Raw genomic sequence first — 15629 nt, forward strand, 5'->3', positions numbered from 1 at the left:
ACACGCCGGTAGCGTGCGCCGCGCATGCCCCGGCCGCGCGCGCTGATCCCCGTCGCCACGTCGGCCGTCCTCGCGGCGGCCGTCTGGCTGGTCACGGCCCCGGCCGGGTTCCTCAACTACGACACCGCCTACGCGCTGCTGTGGGGCAACGACCTCGTCCACGGCCGGACGCCGGACTACGACGTGCCGTTCGCGCCGACCCCGCACCCGCTGGCGACGCTCGTCGGGATGCTCAGCTCGGAGGCGGTCTTCGAGGTGCTCGCGTTCGTGGCGCTGGGCGTGTTGGGGTGGTTGGTCTTCGCGCTGGGGCGCACGTGGTTCAACGTGCCGGCTGGGATCCTGGCCGCGGCGATCGTGCTGACGCGCGAGCCGATCTTCTCCTACGGCGTGCGCGCGTACGTCGACATCCCCTACATCTGCCTGTTGTTGGGGGCCTTGCTCGTCGAGACGCGGCGCGCGCGGGCGGGGACGCCGGTGCTGGTCCTGATCGCGCTGGCAGGGCTGCTGCGCCCCGAGGCGTGGCTGTTCGCCTTTGCCTACTGCGTGTGGCTGTGGCGCGGCGGCGCGTTGTCCAAGACCCACATCGCCCTGCTCGTCGCCGCGCCGTTGTTGTGGTCCTTGAGCGACCTCCTGATCACCGGCAACCCCCTGCACTCGCTCACAGGCACGCGGGACACCGCCGCCGACCTCGGCCGCGTCACCGGCCTTCAGCACGTCCCGACGACGCTGCCCCGCCGCCTCGGCGAGATCCTCCGCGAGCCGGTCCTGCTCGCCACGGCGATCGGCGGCGTGCTCTCGCTGTGGCGCCTGCGCGACCGCCGCGGCGTCGTCCTCGGCGCCGCGGCCGGCGTGCTCGCGGTGCTCGCCTTCTGCCTCCTGGCGACCGCCGGCCTCTCGATCCTCACCCGCTACCTGCTGCTCCCCGCCACGATCCTGGCGATCTTCGCGGGCGGCGGCGTCTTCGGCTGGCTGGAGCTGGACCCCGAGACCGACGGCGCGTGGCGCACCCGCTGGCTCGCGCTCGCCGCGCTGACCGCCGTCGCGATGCTCGCCTTCGTCCCGTCGCAGGTCAACCGCATCAAGAACACGCGCTCCGCGCTCGTCGCCCAGACCAAGATCCTCGACGAGCTGCACACGCTGGTCACCGACGACCCCATCCGCTGCCGGCCGATCACCGTGCCTAACCGCCGCGCGGTGCCGCAGCTGGCGCTGTGGACCGACACCCGGCCGTCGGAGATCGTCAGCGCCCAGGAGGCTGGTTCCTGGCCCGGCACCGCCTTCGCGCCGGCGTCGCCAGCGATCGCCGACCAGTTCGTCCTCGACGCGCGCGACAAGGACCGCTCGCTGCCCGATCCGCCACCTGAGGTCAACACGCTCGGCGGCCGCTACTGGGATCGCTTCGAGGACTGCGGTCCGCGCGTCCCTTGACACGATCTGTGAGTGAGTGCATACTCACACCTGCATGACGCCCACCGCCACCCCATCGAAGCGCACCCTCTCGACCGCCGAAGCGCGGCGCGAGGCCGTGCTCGAGGCCGGGATGTCGGTGTTCGCCGAGAAGGGCTTCCTGGGCACGCCAACGACCGAGGTCGCCAAGGCCGCCGGCATCTCGCAGGCCTACCTCTTCCGGCTGTTCCCCACCAAGACGGACCTCGTCCTAGCGGTCGTCGAGCGCTCCAACCAGCGGATCGAGGAGACCTTCCTGCGGTCCGCCGCGGAGGCGAAGGCCACCGGCCAGGAGCCCGAAGAGGTCATGGGCGAGGCCTACGGCGAACTGCTCGCAGACCGCACGATGCTGATGACCCAGATCCACCAGTTCGCCGCGGCCGCCTCGATGCCCGAGGTCGCCGAGGCCTCGCGCACGTTCTTCGCCAAGTTGTACGACCTGGTGGTCCGCGAGGCCGGCATGGACGGCGAGCGCGCCCATCGCTTCTTCGCCACCGGCATGTTGTTGAACGTCATGGCCGCCGTCGGCGCCCAGGACGAGCATGGCGAGTGGGCCTCGACCCTCCGCGTCTGCTGACCCTCTGACCCCATGTCCTCCAACTCCCCCTTTTTGGCCCGTCGAGTGAGTGAGCACTCACTCCCTAACGCTGTTTCCTCTCCCTCCCACACCCCCGGTCCTCAGGAGGCCGACGACATGACCCTCTCCCCCACCGCATCCCGCCCCCGCGCGGGCTGGACGTTCGCGATCGTGAGCGTGGCGTTGTTCATGGTCACGCTCGACAACCTCGTCGTCAGCACCGCGCTGCCGACGATCCGCGTCGACCTCGACGCGTCGCTGGAGTCGCTCGAGTGGACGGTCAACGCCTACACCTTGGCGTTCGCCGTCCTGCTGATGACCGGCGCCGCACTCGGCGACCGCTTCGGCCGGCGCCGGATGTTCGGCATCGGCGTCGCGCTGTTCACCGTGGCGAGCGCCGCGGCGGCGCTGTCGCCGTCGACCAACGCGCTGGTCGCGGCCCGCGCGGCGCAGGGCGTCGGCGCGGCGATCGTCCTGCCGCTCACGCTGACGCTGCTCTCCGAGGCGGTCCCGGTCGCCAAGCGCGGCCTGGCGCTCGGCGCGTGGTCGGGCATCAGCGGCCTGGGCGTCGCGCTCGGGCCGGTCGTCGGCGGCGCGGTCGTCGACGGGATCTCGTGGCACTGGATCTTCTGGCTGAACGTGCCGATCGGCCTGGCCCTGGTGCCGCTGAGCGCGCGGCTGCTGACCGAGTCGCACGGGCCGGCGAAAGCGCTGGACCTGCCGGGCATCGGCCTCGCGGGCTTCGGCCTCCTGGGCGTCGTGTTCGGGATCGTGCGCGGCGAGGCGCTGGGCTGGACGTCGGCGTCGATCGTCGCGTCGATCGGCCTGGGCCTGGCGTTGTTGGTGGCCTTCGTTGCCTGGGAGCGCCGCGCCCCGGCGCCGATGCTGCCGATGCGCTTCTTCAAGAGCCGCGCCTTCAGCGCCACCAACGGGACGTCGCTGGCGATGTTCTTCGGCGTCTTCGGCTCGATCTTCCTGCTGTCGCAGTTCTTCCAGACGACGCAGGGCTTGTCGCCGCTGGAGTCCGGGCTGCGCGTGCTGCCGTGGACGATCATGCCGATGTTCATCGCGCCGGTCGCCGGCCTGCTGAGCGACCGGATCGGTGCGCGGCCGCTGATGGCGAGCGGGCTGGCGCTGCAGGCGATCGCGATCGGCTGGCTGGCCGCGGTGACGACGCCGGACGTCGCGTACTCGTCGCTGATCGCGCCGTTCATCCTGGCCGGGACGGGCATGGCGTTGGTCTTCGCGCCGGCGGCCAACAGCGTCCTGGGCTCGGTGAAGCCCGAGGAGGCCGGGCAGGCGTCGGGCGCGACGAACGCGATCCGCGAGCTGGGCGGCGTGCTCGGCGTGGCGGTGCTGGCGTCGGTCTTCACGGCCAACGGCGGGTACGAGTCGCCGCAGGCCTACGTCGACGGCATGACGGCGGCGCTGCCGATCGGCGCTGCGGTCCTCGGGCTCGGCGCGCTGGTCGCGCTGTTCATCCCGGGGAAGGCGCGCGGCGAGGCCGAGCCGGCCACGAACGTGGAGGCGTCGCCGGTCGCCGCCTGAGCGCCGCACGACGCTCCATCGACGCGAAGGGCCCGCCGGCTGCCGGCGGGCCCTTCGTCGTTGCTACGCAGGTAGTGGACCGTGCACCTGAAATCGAGATGTGATCCCCGAGCGCCACGCCGGAGGACGGCTCCGGTACCGGGAACTCCCGCTGCGCCCGCCGGGTATCGCTTAAGGCTGCTTCCTTCCGGACCTGACCTGGTTCACGAGCCGACGTCGCGCGGGACCCGGACCATCAACGCCGCCACGGCGCGCAGCCCCGATGACCTCACCCCTCAAACAGGGATTCAGCCTCGCTAGAGCGGATTGCGAGCGACAAGGCACCGCTACCTCCCCGCCTAGCACGGTCCGGGAGGGAGTCTACCTCAGGGCGCCGGGAGCGCTAGTTGCGCTGCGCGGTCGCCAGGGCGGCGGCGACCTTGAAGAGCGACGACGCCAGCGAGGGGCCGACGTAGACGTTGCCGCCCGGTGCCGAGGTGGCCGGGACGGGCTGGGCAGGACGGGCTGCGGACATGGGCCACAGTATTCCTGACGCAGGCGTCATCTTGTGTCGGTCAGGTCACAGACCACCCGAAAGATGGGGCTCCCGCCCGCTTTACGCGGCGCGGCGTCGGTCCAGGCGCTCGCGCTGGTGCGGCGCCCAGAGGTCGAGCTCCGGCCCCTTCGGGACGATCCGCGTCGGGTTGAGCTGCGGATGGGTGCCGTAGTAGTGGCGCTTGATGTGGTCGAAGTCGACCGTGTCGGCGATCGACGGCTCTTGGTAGAGGTCGCGCAGGTAGCCGGAGAGGTGGTCGTAGTCGGCGATCCGACGCAAGTTGCACTTGAAGTGGCCGACGTAGACGGCGTCGAAGCGCACAAGCGTGACGAACAGGCGCCAGTCGGCCTCGGTGATCTCGTCGCCGAGCAAATAGCGGTTGGTCGCCAGGCGGTCGTCGAGCCAGTCGAGCGTGGTGAAGAGCTCGTCGAACGCCTCCTCGTAGGCCGCCTGAGAGGTCGCGAAGCCGGCGCGGTAGACGCCGTTGTTGACCGAGTTGTAGACGCGGTCGTTGACCTCGTCGATCGCCACCCGCAGATCCGGCGGGTAGAGGTCCGGGCCAGTCTGCGACCACGCGTTGAGCATGCGGATGATCTCCGCCGACTCGTTGTTGACGATCCGGTTGGCGTGGGTGTCGAAGAGCACCGGGACCGTGACGCGATCGCTGAAGTCCGGGTCCGTCAGCTCGTAAGCCTGCTGCAGAAAGGAGAAGCCGTTGACCGGATCCGGCCGCTCGGGGTCGAACCGCCACCCGCGCTCATCCCGGATCGGATCCACGACCGTCATCGGCAGCACCGCCTCCAGCCCTTTCAGCTGGCGCACGATCACCGCCCGCGACGCCCACGGGCACGCAAGCGAGACGTAGAGGTGGAATCGCCCGGCCTCTGGCCGCTCCCACACCTGCTCCCGAAACCGGCTCTCCTGCCGGACGAACCGGCCGTCCCCGTTGCTCTCCTGCTCGAACTGCGGTCTTCCGCCGCCACTGCTGGACATGGCGACCAGGCTAGGCCCTCCTGCTCTATCCTCTCCCTTCCCCTGGGGCGCGTAGCTCAGTGGGAGAGCGCTCGCTTCACACGCGAGAGGTCGCAGGTTCGAAACCCGCCGCGCCCATCCTGGAAGGCCCTGCTCTGCGGGGCCTTTCGCGTTTGGGCGTCCACGCTCGCAGAGGCGAAATCCCGTGCGTCGGCCGAAACGTGGGTCCAAGCCACAACTCCGGTGTTCTCCCGGTCCAAGATCTCCGCGCCGCCGCCTCGGAAGCCGCCCCTTCGTCCTACCGCCAGCTCGCGCGCTCACGGCTCCATCGCGTCAGCGCCTCGGCCTCGTCAGCCAAAAGCGGGTCCACGAACGCGATCACGCCTGCGAGCAGCTCCGCCCAGCGCTCCGGCGGCGGCGCGAGGTAGGACATGCGCCGCACCATCGCCTTATAGGGCTGCTGGCGATCCGGCATGTTCGCCAGAGCCTCGGCCAGCGGCATCACCGCCTGCCCTCGGTGCTCCGCCACGTCGCGGACGTGCCCCAACAACTCGGCGGCCTCGAAGTCGAAGCGACGGCTGCAGACCCACAGATCGGCGAAGTCCCGGTCGCGGGTGCTCGTCTCGCGACGCTGCATGGCGGTGACGATCTTCTCCCCCAGGTTGAGCGCCAGCGGGTACGCCCGCAACGGCACGTCTGGCTGGTCGATGACCGACGGCAGCTCGATCGTCGTCGACGTTCCGGGGTCGCCGAAGGAGATGTCCAGCGCGAACGGAATCTGCGCTCTGCCCAGGCCGGCGACGAGCTTGCAGCGCACGCCCTGGTACTCGTCACCCTCGCGCATGACCTCGGTCCTGATGCTGGTCGGATCGATCACGATCCCGTCGTCCGGGTCCGGCACCAGCGAGCAGATCCCGGCGATGACCTCGCGCACGTGCTCGGCGTCGTTGGCAACGCCGTGGGTCGAGAGGTCCGCGTCCTGGGTCATGCGACGCACGCCGCCGGCGGCCATGAGCATCCCGCCTTGAGCACCATCCGCTCGGCGTAGTCCGACGACGCCAGCCGCCGCAGGAACGACTCGACCGCGTAGACGACGAGCAACAGCTGCGTGTTGCCACCGTGCTCAGCGCGGGCTCGCGCCTGCAAGCTCCTGAACACCTCGACGCCATGGTCGCTCAACTGAGCAACGCCTCCAGCGCTGGCGTCAGCTGCGCGGCGCCTCCGACCTCTCTCGCGATCTCGGCGAGGCGCGCCGGCTGCGCGTCGGCCCGGTCCAGGTATCGGCGCAGCGCATGCAGGGCCACGTCACGTCCCACCCACCGCGACATCCGCATCGCATCGACGATCGATCGCTCGGCGGAGTAGATCCAGAACAACTCATCGGCATCGGTGCGCTGCTGCTCGCGCCCGACGTCGAAGGTCCGCACATCAAAGACATGGACTTGAACGGCTGGCTGGTCGATCGAGGGTCGATGCGTCCCGCGCGGAACGGCGACGTGGATCCGCTCAGGGACCTCGTCGGTCAGATCCCAGAACGCCAGCGCCGAGTTCAGGCAGATCGCTCCACGGGGCGCGCGCGCCGACACCACCGCCAACCCGGAAGACATCCCCATCCCAGCGTCGGGAAGCTGCACGACCCCGCGCCCGACCGCGGTCAGCTCGCCGGCCTCCCGCATCCGATGCAGCGTGCTGCGACTCACCCCCGCGGCCACGGCCTCGGAGATGCGAAACGGCTGTTCGCCGAACCGCTCCCGCAGGATGTCGACCTGTCTCACGATGGAACAAATGCTACACACGACACGCTTCATGTGTAGTTTTTGTTTCACGCTGATGCGGCCGCTTCACGCTGATGCGGCCGCGTCGAGTCGCTGCTTGAGTTCTTGTACTGGGCCCGGCGAAACTTGAGCGCGGCGACATGATCGCGCTCGCGATGGTTCCCGCGGCAGAGTAGGGTCGCCCGGTGCGTCGACGCTTCGCATCGCTGATCATCGCCCTTGCGTTCACCGCAACCGTGCTCGCCGCAGAGGCCGTCCTCGCTGGTCCGGCCTCGGCAGTCCCAGCCTTCCAGCCCGCGATCCCCGGCACCGCACAGGGTGTCGTCGTCTCGGCCGCCGGCCGGACCGTGACCGTGCGCTTCACCGGCGCCTCGGCCGCCGTGGGCCGCAAGCTCGCGGGGCACCGGGCCGAGGTCGCCTGCGGCGTGCGCGCGGCGCCCGGGCTGATGTTCGCGACGCGGCCCAACACGCCGAGTGAAGACTCCGCGGTCGTCCGGGCGGCCCGCGGCGACGGGACGCTCACCGCGACGCTCTCGGTCACCGGCGACTTCTGCCAGGTCTCGGACGTCACCGCGATCGTCGCCCGGGCCGGGCTCACGCCCGCGGGCGAGGCCTGGGCGGACGAGCTCACCGCCGCGACCGCGCTCTTCGACGCCGCCTACCTCGGCCGCCCGGGCACCCGCTACACCCCGGCCGCGACCCTCGTCGCGCGCGGGGGAGGCCGGATCGTCGCGCTGCCCGGCCCGGACGCGACACCGCCGCTCGGCCAGGTCGGCTACTGGACCGATGGCGGCCGTCACGCCGCGTTCGTCGCCCTCAGCGCGGCCGGGCGGCGGCTGGTCTACGAGGACCTCGACGGGCGCGCCCACCGCACCAACCTCGTCGAGGCCTACTACGACTACGTCCCGCCCCATCCGGATCGCGCGCGACAACTGCCGGATTCCGACGACCGCGAGCGCGGCGTGAAGGGCTACTCCGGCGACCTCCCGTTGACCTCCGGGACCGGGACCGGCCTGCGCGCGAGCGTCCGGGGCGGACGCGTGGTGCTGCGGTTCACCGGGAAGGCCGCCGCGGTCTTCAGGGCGATCGCCGGCCATCGCGTCACGGCCGACTGCCTGGCCCTGCCGGTGTCATCGCTGCTGGGCGCCGCATCGCCCGAGCCGCCGTACGCGCTGCGCATCGTCCGCGTCCCTCGCCACGGCCACGAGCTGCGCCTCCCGCCCATGGCCGCCCGCGACCTCTGCACGATCTCCGACGACGACTCCCTGGTCGCAATGGCCACGCCGAGCACGCGCGGGCTGCGCTACATCACCGACTTCACCGGCGAGCTCGACTTCTTCGGCCGGCTCTGGGCCTTCGCCGCGCTCGGGGGCCTCGATCACGTCCGGCTCGGGAGCCTCGACCTCGGCATTCCCCCCACGGCGACCACCTACCCGAGCGCCGTATCGATCGTCACCGGCCGCCCATCGCTGAAGGCACTGACCACCCCCGACGCCACCCCGCCCAAGAACGTCTTCGGGCTCTGGACCGACGGCGGCCATCAGGCCGAGATCGTCGGCACCAGCCGCGACGGCCGCCGGATCTTCTTCGCCGACGAAGGCGACGGCATCCTGCGCACCAACCTCACCTCGACCCTGGCGATGAGCTTCGCCGCGGACCTCACCAAGCCCTTCGATCTCGACTAGCACGAGGTGCGAGGAGGGTGCAGGGTGCCGACCGCGCCGCTGCACGGCACGAAGAACCGCTGACGCTGATGCCCGAGCAAGACCACCGACAACGCTCCGGTCAGGACCGCCCAGACAGCGAACGCGACGACCGGAATCCAGCCGCCCGCAACGCGCGGGGCTTCTCGGCTCGACCCCGCGCCGGCTGGGTACACGGAGAGCGCCATGCTCTCTTCTCGTTCCCTCCTCGCCCTCGCCGCCGCGGCGCTTGCCGTGCTTCCGGCGACCGCCGCCGCCCATGGCCGCGACCATGGCCACGGATCAAGCCACAGCGCGCGCTCCAGCGATCTCTGGCGCGCATACGACCAGGCGCTTGCGCCCGCCAAGTACATCGACTTGACCCACGACCTCACGCCCGGCGCGCCGGTCTGGAAGGGCTTCGGACCGGCGCAGTTCCTGCCCGCCGTCAACCCTGAGACCGGCAACGCGTACACCTACGCCAGCGACGGCTTCGAGGCCACGTCCTATGTCTTCTCGACCGACCAGTTCGGTACGCAGCTCGACCCGCCCGCGCACTGGGCGCCGGAGTACCCGGCGATTGACGAAATTCCGTCGACCTACGCGGTCCGCAAGTTGGTGGTGATCTCGATCGCCGCTCAGGTCGCCAAGGACCCCGCCTACTCGCTGTCGGTCAAGGACATCAAGTCGTTCGAGCGCCGTTACGGGAAGATCCCCGCCGGCTCGGTCGTCTTCGTCCGCTCCGACTGGTCCAAGCGCTGGACCGACGACCCCGAGGCCGCCAAGGTCCTCGCCGCCGACCCCGCCTTCCCAGGCGTCTCGCTCGACGCGCTGAAGTACCTGCACGAGAAGCGCCACATCCTCTTCCACGGCCACGAGCCGCTGGACACCGACACCACGCCGACGCTCGAAGGCGAGGCGTGGCTGATGCATCACGGCTACGCCCAGGCCGAGGGCGTCGCGAACCTCGACGGCGTCCCGCCGACCGGCTGCCTGGTGAACATCGGCTTCCCGAAGCTGCGCGGCGGCCTCGGCGGCTACGCGCGCTACGTCGCGATCTGCCCGCCCTCCACGACCGCCGGCACCGCGATCTCCGCCGCCGACGCGCCCCTGGCCGCCGGCGCGCCGCTGCACTGGGACGCGACGCTCGGCTACCGCGTGCGCTGAGCGGGAACCCCGATGGCATGCCGAGCAACCAGGAAGACCTGCCGAGCACCCTGAAGCGCTCGCCCAAGAAGGTCCGCGACACCTACGAGAAGACCCTCGACAGCGCCGAGGAGCAGTACGACGGCGACGAGGAGCGCGCCCACCGCGCCGCCTGGGCGTCGGTCAAGCACGTCGCCGAGAAGAAGGGCGACCACTGGGAGGAGAAGGACGAGTACGGCCCCTCCGACGAGCGATCGGCCCGCGGCGGGCGCTTCGCGCGCGAGGGCCGCGGCGAGACCGCCGGCGGCGTCGACGCGTCCAAGACCAAGGACGAGTTGCTCGCCGACGCCCGCGAGGCCGACGTCGAAGGGCGCTCGAAGATGACCAAGGACGAGCTGGTCGACGCCCTCCAGCGCGCCTACGACCGCGAGACCGCCAAGGCGCGCGAGCGCGAGTCGTAGTCCATCACCACGGGTCGACGAAGCGCCCCGACGGCGGCGTGTCGCCCGCGGCGCGCAGCGTCGCGGCGATCACCGTGCGCGTGTCCGCCGGATCGATCACGTCGTCGATCTCGAAGAACGTCGCCGCGTTGATCGCCGCGGCGTTGGTCTGCGCAGCCGCGGTCAGCTCGCGCACGCGCGCCTCGCGCTCGGCCTCGTCCTCGATCGCCTCCAGGTCGCGGCGCATCGACAACCGCACCGCGCCCTCCAGCCCCATCGGCCCGAGGTGGGCGGACGGCCAGGCGACGGTGAGCAGCGGCTCGTGCAGCGAGCCGCCGACCATCGCCTGCGCGCCGAGGCCGTAGCCGCGCCGCAGCACGACCGCCACGAACGGCACGCGCAGCGCCGCGCCCGCGACGAGCAGCCGCGACGTGTGGCGCACCAGCGCGGTCTGCTCGTGCTTGGGCCCGACCATGAAGCCGGGCGTGTCGACGAGCGAGACGATCGGGATCCCGTAGGCGTCGCAGAGCTGCAGGAAGCGCGCTGCCTTGTCGCTCGAGTCCGCCATGATCGCGCCCGCGTAGTACTTGGTGTTGTTGGCGATGATCCCGACCGGTCGGCCTTCGATGCGGCCGATCGCCGTCACCATCTCGGGCGCGAACTTCGGCCGCAGCACGACGACGCTCCCGGTGTCGCACAGCCCTTCGATCACCGGGACCACGTTGTAGGCCCGGCGCCCACTCTCGGGGAGCAACTCAATCAGCTTACTCTGGTCCGGCACGGTCCAGTCAGGAAGCAACGGCCGCGTGAAGCACCCCAACAACGTCTTGGCCACCGCGACCGCCTCGGCCTCGTCCTCCACGACCACGTCGACCACGCCGTTGGGCTCCTGCACGCTCATCGGCCCGACGTCGTCGGGCGCGACCTCGCCCAGCCCCCCGCCCGCGATCATCGCCGGGCCGCCCATGCCCAGCGACGCGCCGCGCGTGGCGATGATCAGGTCCGCGCAGCCGGCGATCACCGCGTTGCCCGCGAAGCAGCGCCCGTTGACGATCGCGATCCGCGGCACCTTCCCGGACAACTTGGCCCATAGCGCGAACGCGCGCGTGTGCAGCCACGAGACCGCCGGGAAGTCCGTGTCGCCCGGGCGCCCGCCGCCGCCCTCGGCGAAGAAGACCACCGGCAGCGCCATCCGCTCGATCAGCTCGAACAGGCGGTCCTTCTTGTCGTGGCCGGTCATCCCCTGCGTCCCGGCCAGGACCGTGTAGTCATAGGCCATGACTGCGACCGGGACGTCGTCGATCCGCGCCGTTCCCGCCACCAAACCGTCGGCCGGCGTCCGCGCGTACAGCTCCTCCAACGGCCGTCGCGCCCGCTGCGCCGCGATCGCGAAGCGCCCGTACTCGACCCAGGACCCGTCGTCGATCAAGTCCTCCACGTTCTCGCGCGCGGTGCGCCCGCCGAGCGCGTGGCGCTTCTCCACGGCGTCCGGCCGCGCGGCGTCCTCGGTCAGCGCGCGGCGCGCCTGGAGCGCGGCGAGGTCATCGGAAGGCGTCGGGACATCGCTCATGCCCCGGCACCCTGCCACGAACGCGGCTTACACCACTGGGTCGGGCGCCGCGCGAAACAGCCCGCGGCCAGCGCGCTTGGCCTCATAAAGCGCGGCGTCGGCGCGCTTGAGCTCTTCGGTGAGGTCACCGCCGGGCGCCCACGTCGTCGCGGTCCCGACCGAGACCGACACGGCCAAGTCGCCGCCGCCAAGCGCCTCGGCGACCTCGGCGACGATCGCCGCGGCAACCCTGCCCGCCGGATCTGGCTGCGCGGTGATCAGCGCGTACTCGTCGCCGCCCAGCCGTCCGGCGAAGCCGTGGCCGCTCAGGATCCGGCCGATCTCGATCAGCACGTAGTCGCCGGTCGGGTGGCCGTGCTGGTCGTTGACCGCCTTGAAGTGGTCGACGTCGACCAGGACGACGGTCGCGGACCGCTCGCCGAGCGCGTCACGCGCGGTGATCGTCCAGTGGCGGCGGTTGGCCAGACCGGTGAGGTCGTCGGTGCGCGCCTCGTGCTCCAGCCGTGCGATCTGGTCGTGCAGCGCGGCCGGGCCGCGGCCGCCGGACATCGCGGCGGGCATGGCGGACATCGCGACCTCCTCGAGGTCGCTCAGCACCAGGCCCAGATCGGCCAGCGCGGCGTTCAGCAGCAGGTCGTCGGCCGGGTGGCCGTTGAGCATCGCGACGGTCGCGTCGGCGGCCTGCACGGCGCGGACCGTCGGGGTGACCGCGACCGTGTCCTCGGGCGCGCCGTGGTGGAAGGCGATGGCGGCGACGACGCGCTCGTCCAGCCCGGTGACCTCGGCGAAGCGCGCGCCGGCCGCGGCGTGGTCGACGCCCAGCTGCTCGCGCTCGGCGACCGGACGCGCCGGGCCTGCGGGCGTCACGCCGGCGATCGCGTCGAGCGTCTCCTCGCCGAAGGCCGCCGGAAGGACGAGCTTGCCCAGGTCGTGCAGCAGCCCGGCGAGGTGCGCGGCCGGGACGTCTCCGCCGCTGCGGCGCGCCAGCTCGGCAGCGACCGCCGCAACCTGGATCGCGTGCACGGCGAGCTGGCCGCGGGCCGTCCCGCCGCCGCCCGGGGCGCGCTCGAAGAACGAGCAGACCTCCGCCTCCAGCGCCATCCGCCCGACGGCTCGGCGACCGATCAGCGTGACCGCCTGGCGGAGCGTGGTGGCGCGCACCGGCGAGGCGCTGTGGCCCGAGTTGGCAAACCGCAGCAGGTTGGCGGAGATGTTCGGATCGCCCGACAGCGCCGCGACGAGCTCCTCGGTGGAGGCGTCCGGATCGTCGGACAGCTCGCGCACGCGCACGAGCGTCTGGTCGAGCACCGGAAGCTGCCCGAGCTGCTCGATCCCCGCGTCCAGACGGGTCGTCAGAGCGGGGTCGCCGGCAAGGTGCGCGCTGCAGGTCATCCCGCTAGAAAATCGGCCTGCCGCGCGATCTCTTGACCGCGACGAGCCGATTGGCCACTCGCGGCGCAGTACCCTCCATCGGGGGATGGCGGACTACGGTCACGAGCTGCAATTCGGCGTGTTCATCACGCCCGACGCCGCCCAGGCGGACGCCGTCGTCGCGCTCGCACGGCTGGCGGACTCGGTCGGCCTGGACCTCGTCAGCTTCCAGGATCACCCGTACCAGGCGCGCTTCCTGGATACGTGGACGCTGCTGTCGGTCGTGGCGGCGCAGACCGTCAACGTGCGCGTCGCGCCCAACGTCATCAACCTGCCGCTCCGCCCGCCCGCGGTCCTCGCCAAGGCGGTCGCGTCGCTGGACGTCCTGAGCGGCGGGCGCGTCGAGCTCGGTCTTGGCGCGGGCGCGTTCTGGGACGCGGTCGAGGCAATGGGCGGCCCGCGCCGCACGCCGGGCGAGGCGGTCGACGCGCTGGCCGAGGCGATCCAGATCATCCGCGCGCAGTGGGACCCGTCGCAGCGCTCGGTGCGCTTCGAGGGCGAGCACTACCGCGTCGCGGGCGCGCATCCCGGTCCGGCGCCCGCGCACGCGATCGAGATCTGGCTCGGCGCCTACAAGCCGCGGATGCTGCGTCTCACCGGCGCGCAGGCCGACGGCTGGCTGCCGTCGCTGGGCTACATCGAGCCCGAGGACATCGCGCAGGCCAACGCGCGGATCGACGACGCCGCGGTCACGGCGGGCCGGGACCCGACCGCGATCCGGCGGATGCTCAACCTGCTGGGCGACGGCGTCGAGGCCGAGCGCTTGGCGGAGCTGAACCTCCGCGACGGGATCAGCACGTTCATCCTGCCCGCAGCCTCCGACGACGACGTCCGCCGCTTCGCGCAGGAGACCGCGCCCGCCGTGCGCGAGTTGGTGCTCGACGGCGTGAGCCGCCCGATCGCGGGCACCGCCCCATCACGGCCGGTCGTGGTCGAGTCGACGCCGTTTGCCGCCCACGCGACGCCGGCGCCCGAGGCGCGCCGCTCCGCCGAGGCGCCGTGGGACGAGACGACGCGCCCGACGCTCGCGGCGAGCGAGGACGACGGTGCCGCCGCCCGCCGCTACACGCCCGACCAGCAGGCCGCCGGCCGCCACCTGATCGACGTCCACGACCACCTGCGCGGCGAGCTCGATCGCCTGCGCGAGATCATCGCCCAGGTCGCGCGCGGCGAGACCGACGCGGCCGCCGCCCGCCAGCACATCACGCGGATGACGATCCGCCAGAACAACTGGACGCTCGGCACGTTCTGCGAGACCTACTGTCGCGTCGTCACCCAGCACCACACGCTCGAGGACCGCTCGGTCTTCCCGCACCTGCGCCGCAACGACCCCAAGTTGCAGCCCGTGCTGGACCGGCTGGAGGAAGAGCACGTCACGATCGCCGACCTGCTGGAGCGCGCCGACCTGCTGGAGCGCGTCGACCAGGCGCTCGTCGCGCTGGTCGCGCCCGGCGGCAACGGCATCGCGCAGGTCGACGCGACCGTCGACCTGCTCACCGACGCCTTGTTGTCGCACTTCTCCTACGAGGAGCGCGAGCTGATCGAGCCGCTCGCGCGCCACGGCTTCTACTAGGCCTACGACAAGGCCACGCGCTCGCCGATCGGCAGCCAGCGGAAGCGGTCACGCACGCCCGCAGGCGCCGTCGCCAGCTCGGCCTCGATCGCCGCCTGGCCCTCGCGGAAGTGCTTCCAGCCCTCGTAGTGGATCGGGATCGCCTCTTTGGCGTCGATCAAGGCCACCAACTCGACCGCCTCGGCCGCGGTCATCGTGTAGCGCAGCGGCCCGCTGATCGGGAAGCGCACGCCGCCGAGGTGGACCACGGCGGTGTCGACGTCCAGCCGCGAAGCGACCTCCTTGACCCCGTCGTAGAGCACGGTGTCGCCCGAGACCCATAGGACGCCGTCCTCCTGGCCCTCCCACTTCAGCGCGAAGCCGATCACGTCGCCGACGATCGGCCGCGAGCCGGGCGGTCCGTGGCGGCATGGCGTGGCGGTGATCTCCAGCGACGGCAGGCCCGGCTTCTCCAGCACCGTCGTCTGCCAGTCGGTGAGCCCGCGCACGCCGGTCAGCCCGTCCTTGCTCGTCAGCCGCTTGGCGCCCGGGACGGTCGTGACGACCGTCCCCAGCGACGGCAGCAGCGCGCGGCCCGCGGGATCGAGGTTGTCGTCGTGGTGGTCGTGGCTGAGCAGCACGCCGTCGATCTCGCCGAGCGCCTCACGCGTCAGTGCCGGCCCCGCCAGCTTGGTCGAGCCCGTCCCCCAGCCGAACTTGTAGTCCTTGCCCGCGGGATCGAACGTCGGGTCGGTGAGCAGGCGCCAGGGTGGGTGGGGACCGGTCTCGATCTCGATCAGCAGGGTCGGGCCGCCGACGTGGGTGAGCGTCACGCCCTTCACGATGAGCGGTCCTCGAAAGTGGTCATATAGCGGACACTATGGGGCGCGGACATCCGTCCGCAATGGCTGACATATCCACGTAGGTGCCGTCTATCCGGTGCGATGCTTGGAGA

General features: G+C 71.6%; 15 protein-coding genes, 1 tRNA gene and 1 other RNA gene. 8 read left to right on the forward strand and 9 right to left on the reverse strand.

Features of this window, described 5'->3' with window-relative positions; translation table 11 throughout:
- The first annotated feature begins 24 nt into the window (after positions 1-24).
- From ACT01A_RS11285 to ACT01A_RS11295, 3 genes are all read left to right on the forward strand, one after another.
- Positions 25-1428, forward strand: a complete 1404-nt coding sequence (locus ACT01A_RS11285) for a hypothetical protein (RefSeq protein ID WP_445152353.1) — start codon at positions 25-27, stop codon at positions 1426-1428.
- A gap of 34 nt (positions 1429-1462) precedes the next feature.
- The gene (locus ACT01A_RS11290; RefSeq protein ID WP_445152354.1) at positions 1463-2023 is read left to right on the forward strand and encodes a TetR/AcrR family transcriptional regulator; all 561 of its coding nucleotides are present in this window, start codon (positions 1463-1465) and stop codon (positions 2021-2023) included.
- A 117-nt stretch (positions 2024-2140) separates the two neighbouring features.
- Positions 2141-3571 (forward strand): DHA2 family efflux MFS transporter permease subunit, encoded by a 1431-nt coding sequence (locus ACT01A_RS11295; protein WP_445152355.1) that lies wholly within the window; start codon positions 2141-2143, stop codon positions 3569-3571.
- Positions 3572-3650: 79 nt separating this feature from the next.
- Here ACT01A_RS11295 and ffs read toward each other — a convergent pair.
- From ffs to ACT01A_RS11310, 3 genes are all read right to left on the reverse strand, one after another.
- An RNA gene (gene ffs / locus ACT01A_RS11300) (signal recognition particle sRNA large type) lies at positions 3651-3918 on the reverse strand.
- 35 nt (positions 3919-3953) lie between these two features.
- Positions 3954-4085 (reverse strand): hypothetical protein, encoded by a 132-nt coding sequence (locus ACT01A_RS11305; protein ID WP_445152356.1) that lies wholly within the window; start codon positions 4083-4085, stop codon positions 3954-3956.
- Positions 4086-4166: 81 nt separating this feature from the next.
- Positions 4167-5099: a glutathione S-transferase family protein gene (locus ACT01A_RS11310; protein ID WP_445152357.1), complete on the reverse strand. Its 933-nt coding sequence runs from the start codon at positions 5097-5099 to the stop codon at positions 4167-4169.
- Positions 5100-5144: 45 nt separating this feature from the next.
- Between ACT01A_RS11310 and ACT01A_RS11315 the strand changes: the two genes are divergently transcribed.
- A tRNA-Val gene (locus ACT01A_RS11315) sits at positions 5145-5216 on the forward strand.
- 160 nt (positions 5217-5376) lie between these two features.
- Here the strand turns inward: ACT01A_RS11315 and ACT01A_RS11320 are convergent.
- From ACT01A_RS11320 to ACT01A_RS11330, 3 genes are read right to left on the reverse strand one after another with little or no spacing between them, the layout of a single operon-like run.
- Positions 5377-6066, reverse strand: coding sequence for a nucleotidyl transferase AbiEii/AbiGii toxin family protein (locus tag ACT01A_RS11320; protein WP_445152358.1), 690 nt, complete (start codon positions 6064-6066; stop codon positions 5377-5379).
- Positions 6063-6236, reverse strand: a complete 174-nt coding sequence (locus ACT01A_RS11325; RefSeq protein WP_445152359.1) for a hypothetical protein — start codon at positions 6234-6236, stop codon at positions 6063-6065. Before ACT01A_RS11325 ends, ACT01A_RS11320 begins: the two co-directional genes overlap by 4 nt.
- 17 nt (positions 6237-6253) lie before the next feature.
- Positions 6254-6853 (reverse strand): type IV toxin-antitoxin system AbiEi family antitoxin domain-containing protein, encoded by a 600-nt coding sequence (locus ACT01A_RS11330; RefSeq protein WP_445152360.1) that lies wholly within the window; start codon positions 6851-6853, stop codon positions 6254-6256.
- Positions 6854-7038: 185 nt separating this feature from the next.
- Between ACT01A_RS11330 and ACT01A_RS11335 the strand changes: the two genes are divergently transcribed.
- The 3 genes from ACT01A_RS11335 (at position 7039) to ACT01A_RS11345 (ending at position 10142) form a co-directional block, all read left to right on the forward strand.
- Positions 7039-8538 (forward strand): hypothetical protein, encoded by a 1500-nt coding sequence (locus tag ACT01A_RS11335; protein WP_445152361.1) that lies wholly within the window; start codon positions 7039-7041, stop codon positions 8536-8538.
- 204 nt (positions 8539-8742) lie between these two features.
- On the forward strand, positions 8743-9702 hold the full coding sequence (locus ACT01A_RS11340) for a cyclase family protein (RefSeq protein ID WP_445152362.1): 960 nt from the start codon (positions 8743-8745) through the stop codon (positions 9700-9702).
- A gap of 17 nt (positions 9703-9719) precedes the next feature.
- Positions 9720-10142 (forward strand): ChaB family protein, encoded by a 423-nt coding sequence (locus tag ACT01A_RS11345; RefSeq protein ID WP_445152363.1) that lies wholly within the window; start codon positions 9720-9722, stop codon positions 10140-10142.
- 4 nt (positions 10143-10146) lie between these two features.
- Here ACT01A_RS11345 and ACT01A_RS11350 read toward each other — a convergent pair whose 3' ends face one another.
- Together ACT01A_RS11350 and ACT01A_RS11355 are read right to left on the reverse strand one after the other, a co-directional pair.
- A complete protein-coding gene (locus ACT01A_RS11350) occupies positions 10147-11691 on the reverse strand; it encodes an acyl-CoA carboxylase subunit beta (protein ID WP_445152364.1) in 1545 nt (514 codons plus the stop codon).
- A 27-nt stretch (positions 11692-11718) separates the two neighbouring features.
- Positions 11719-13083 (reverse strand): sensor domain-containing diguanylate cyclase, encoded by a 1365-nt coding sequence (locus ACT01A_RS11355; protein WP_445152365.1) that lies wholly within the window; start codon positions 13081-13083, stop codon positions 11719-11721.
- An 85-nt stretch (positions 13084-13168) separates the two neighbouring features.
- On the opposite strand from ACT01A_RS11355, the gene ACT01A_RS11360 reads away from it, so the two are divergent.
- Entirely contained in the window at positions 13169-14695 is a 1527-nt protein-coding gene (locus tag ACT01A_RS11360; protein ID WP_445152366.1) for an LLM class flavin-dependent oxidoreductase, read from the forward strand.
- A 2-nt stretch (positions 14696-14697) separates the two neighbouring features.
- On the opposite strand, the gene ACT01A_RS11365 is transcribed toward ACT01A_RS11360, so the two are convergent.
- Positions 14698-15516: an MBL fold metallo-hydrolase gene (locus tag ACT01A_RS11365; protein WP_445152367.1), complete on the reverse strand. Its 819-nt coding sequence runs from the start codon at positions 15514-15516 to the stop codon at positions 14698-14700.
- Between the last annotated feature and the right edge of the window lie 113 nt (positions 15517-15629).

Source organism: Baekduia sp. Peel2402 (assembly GCF_052567285.1).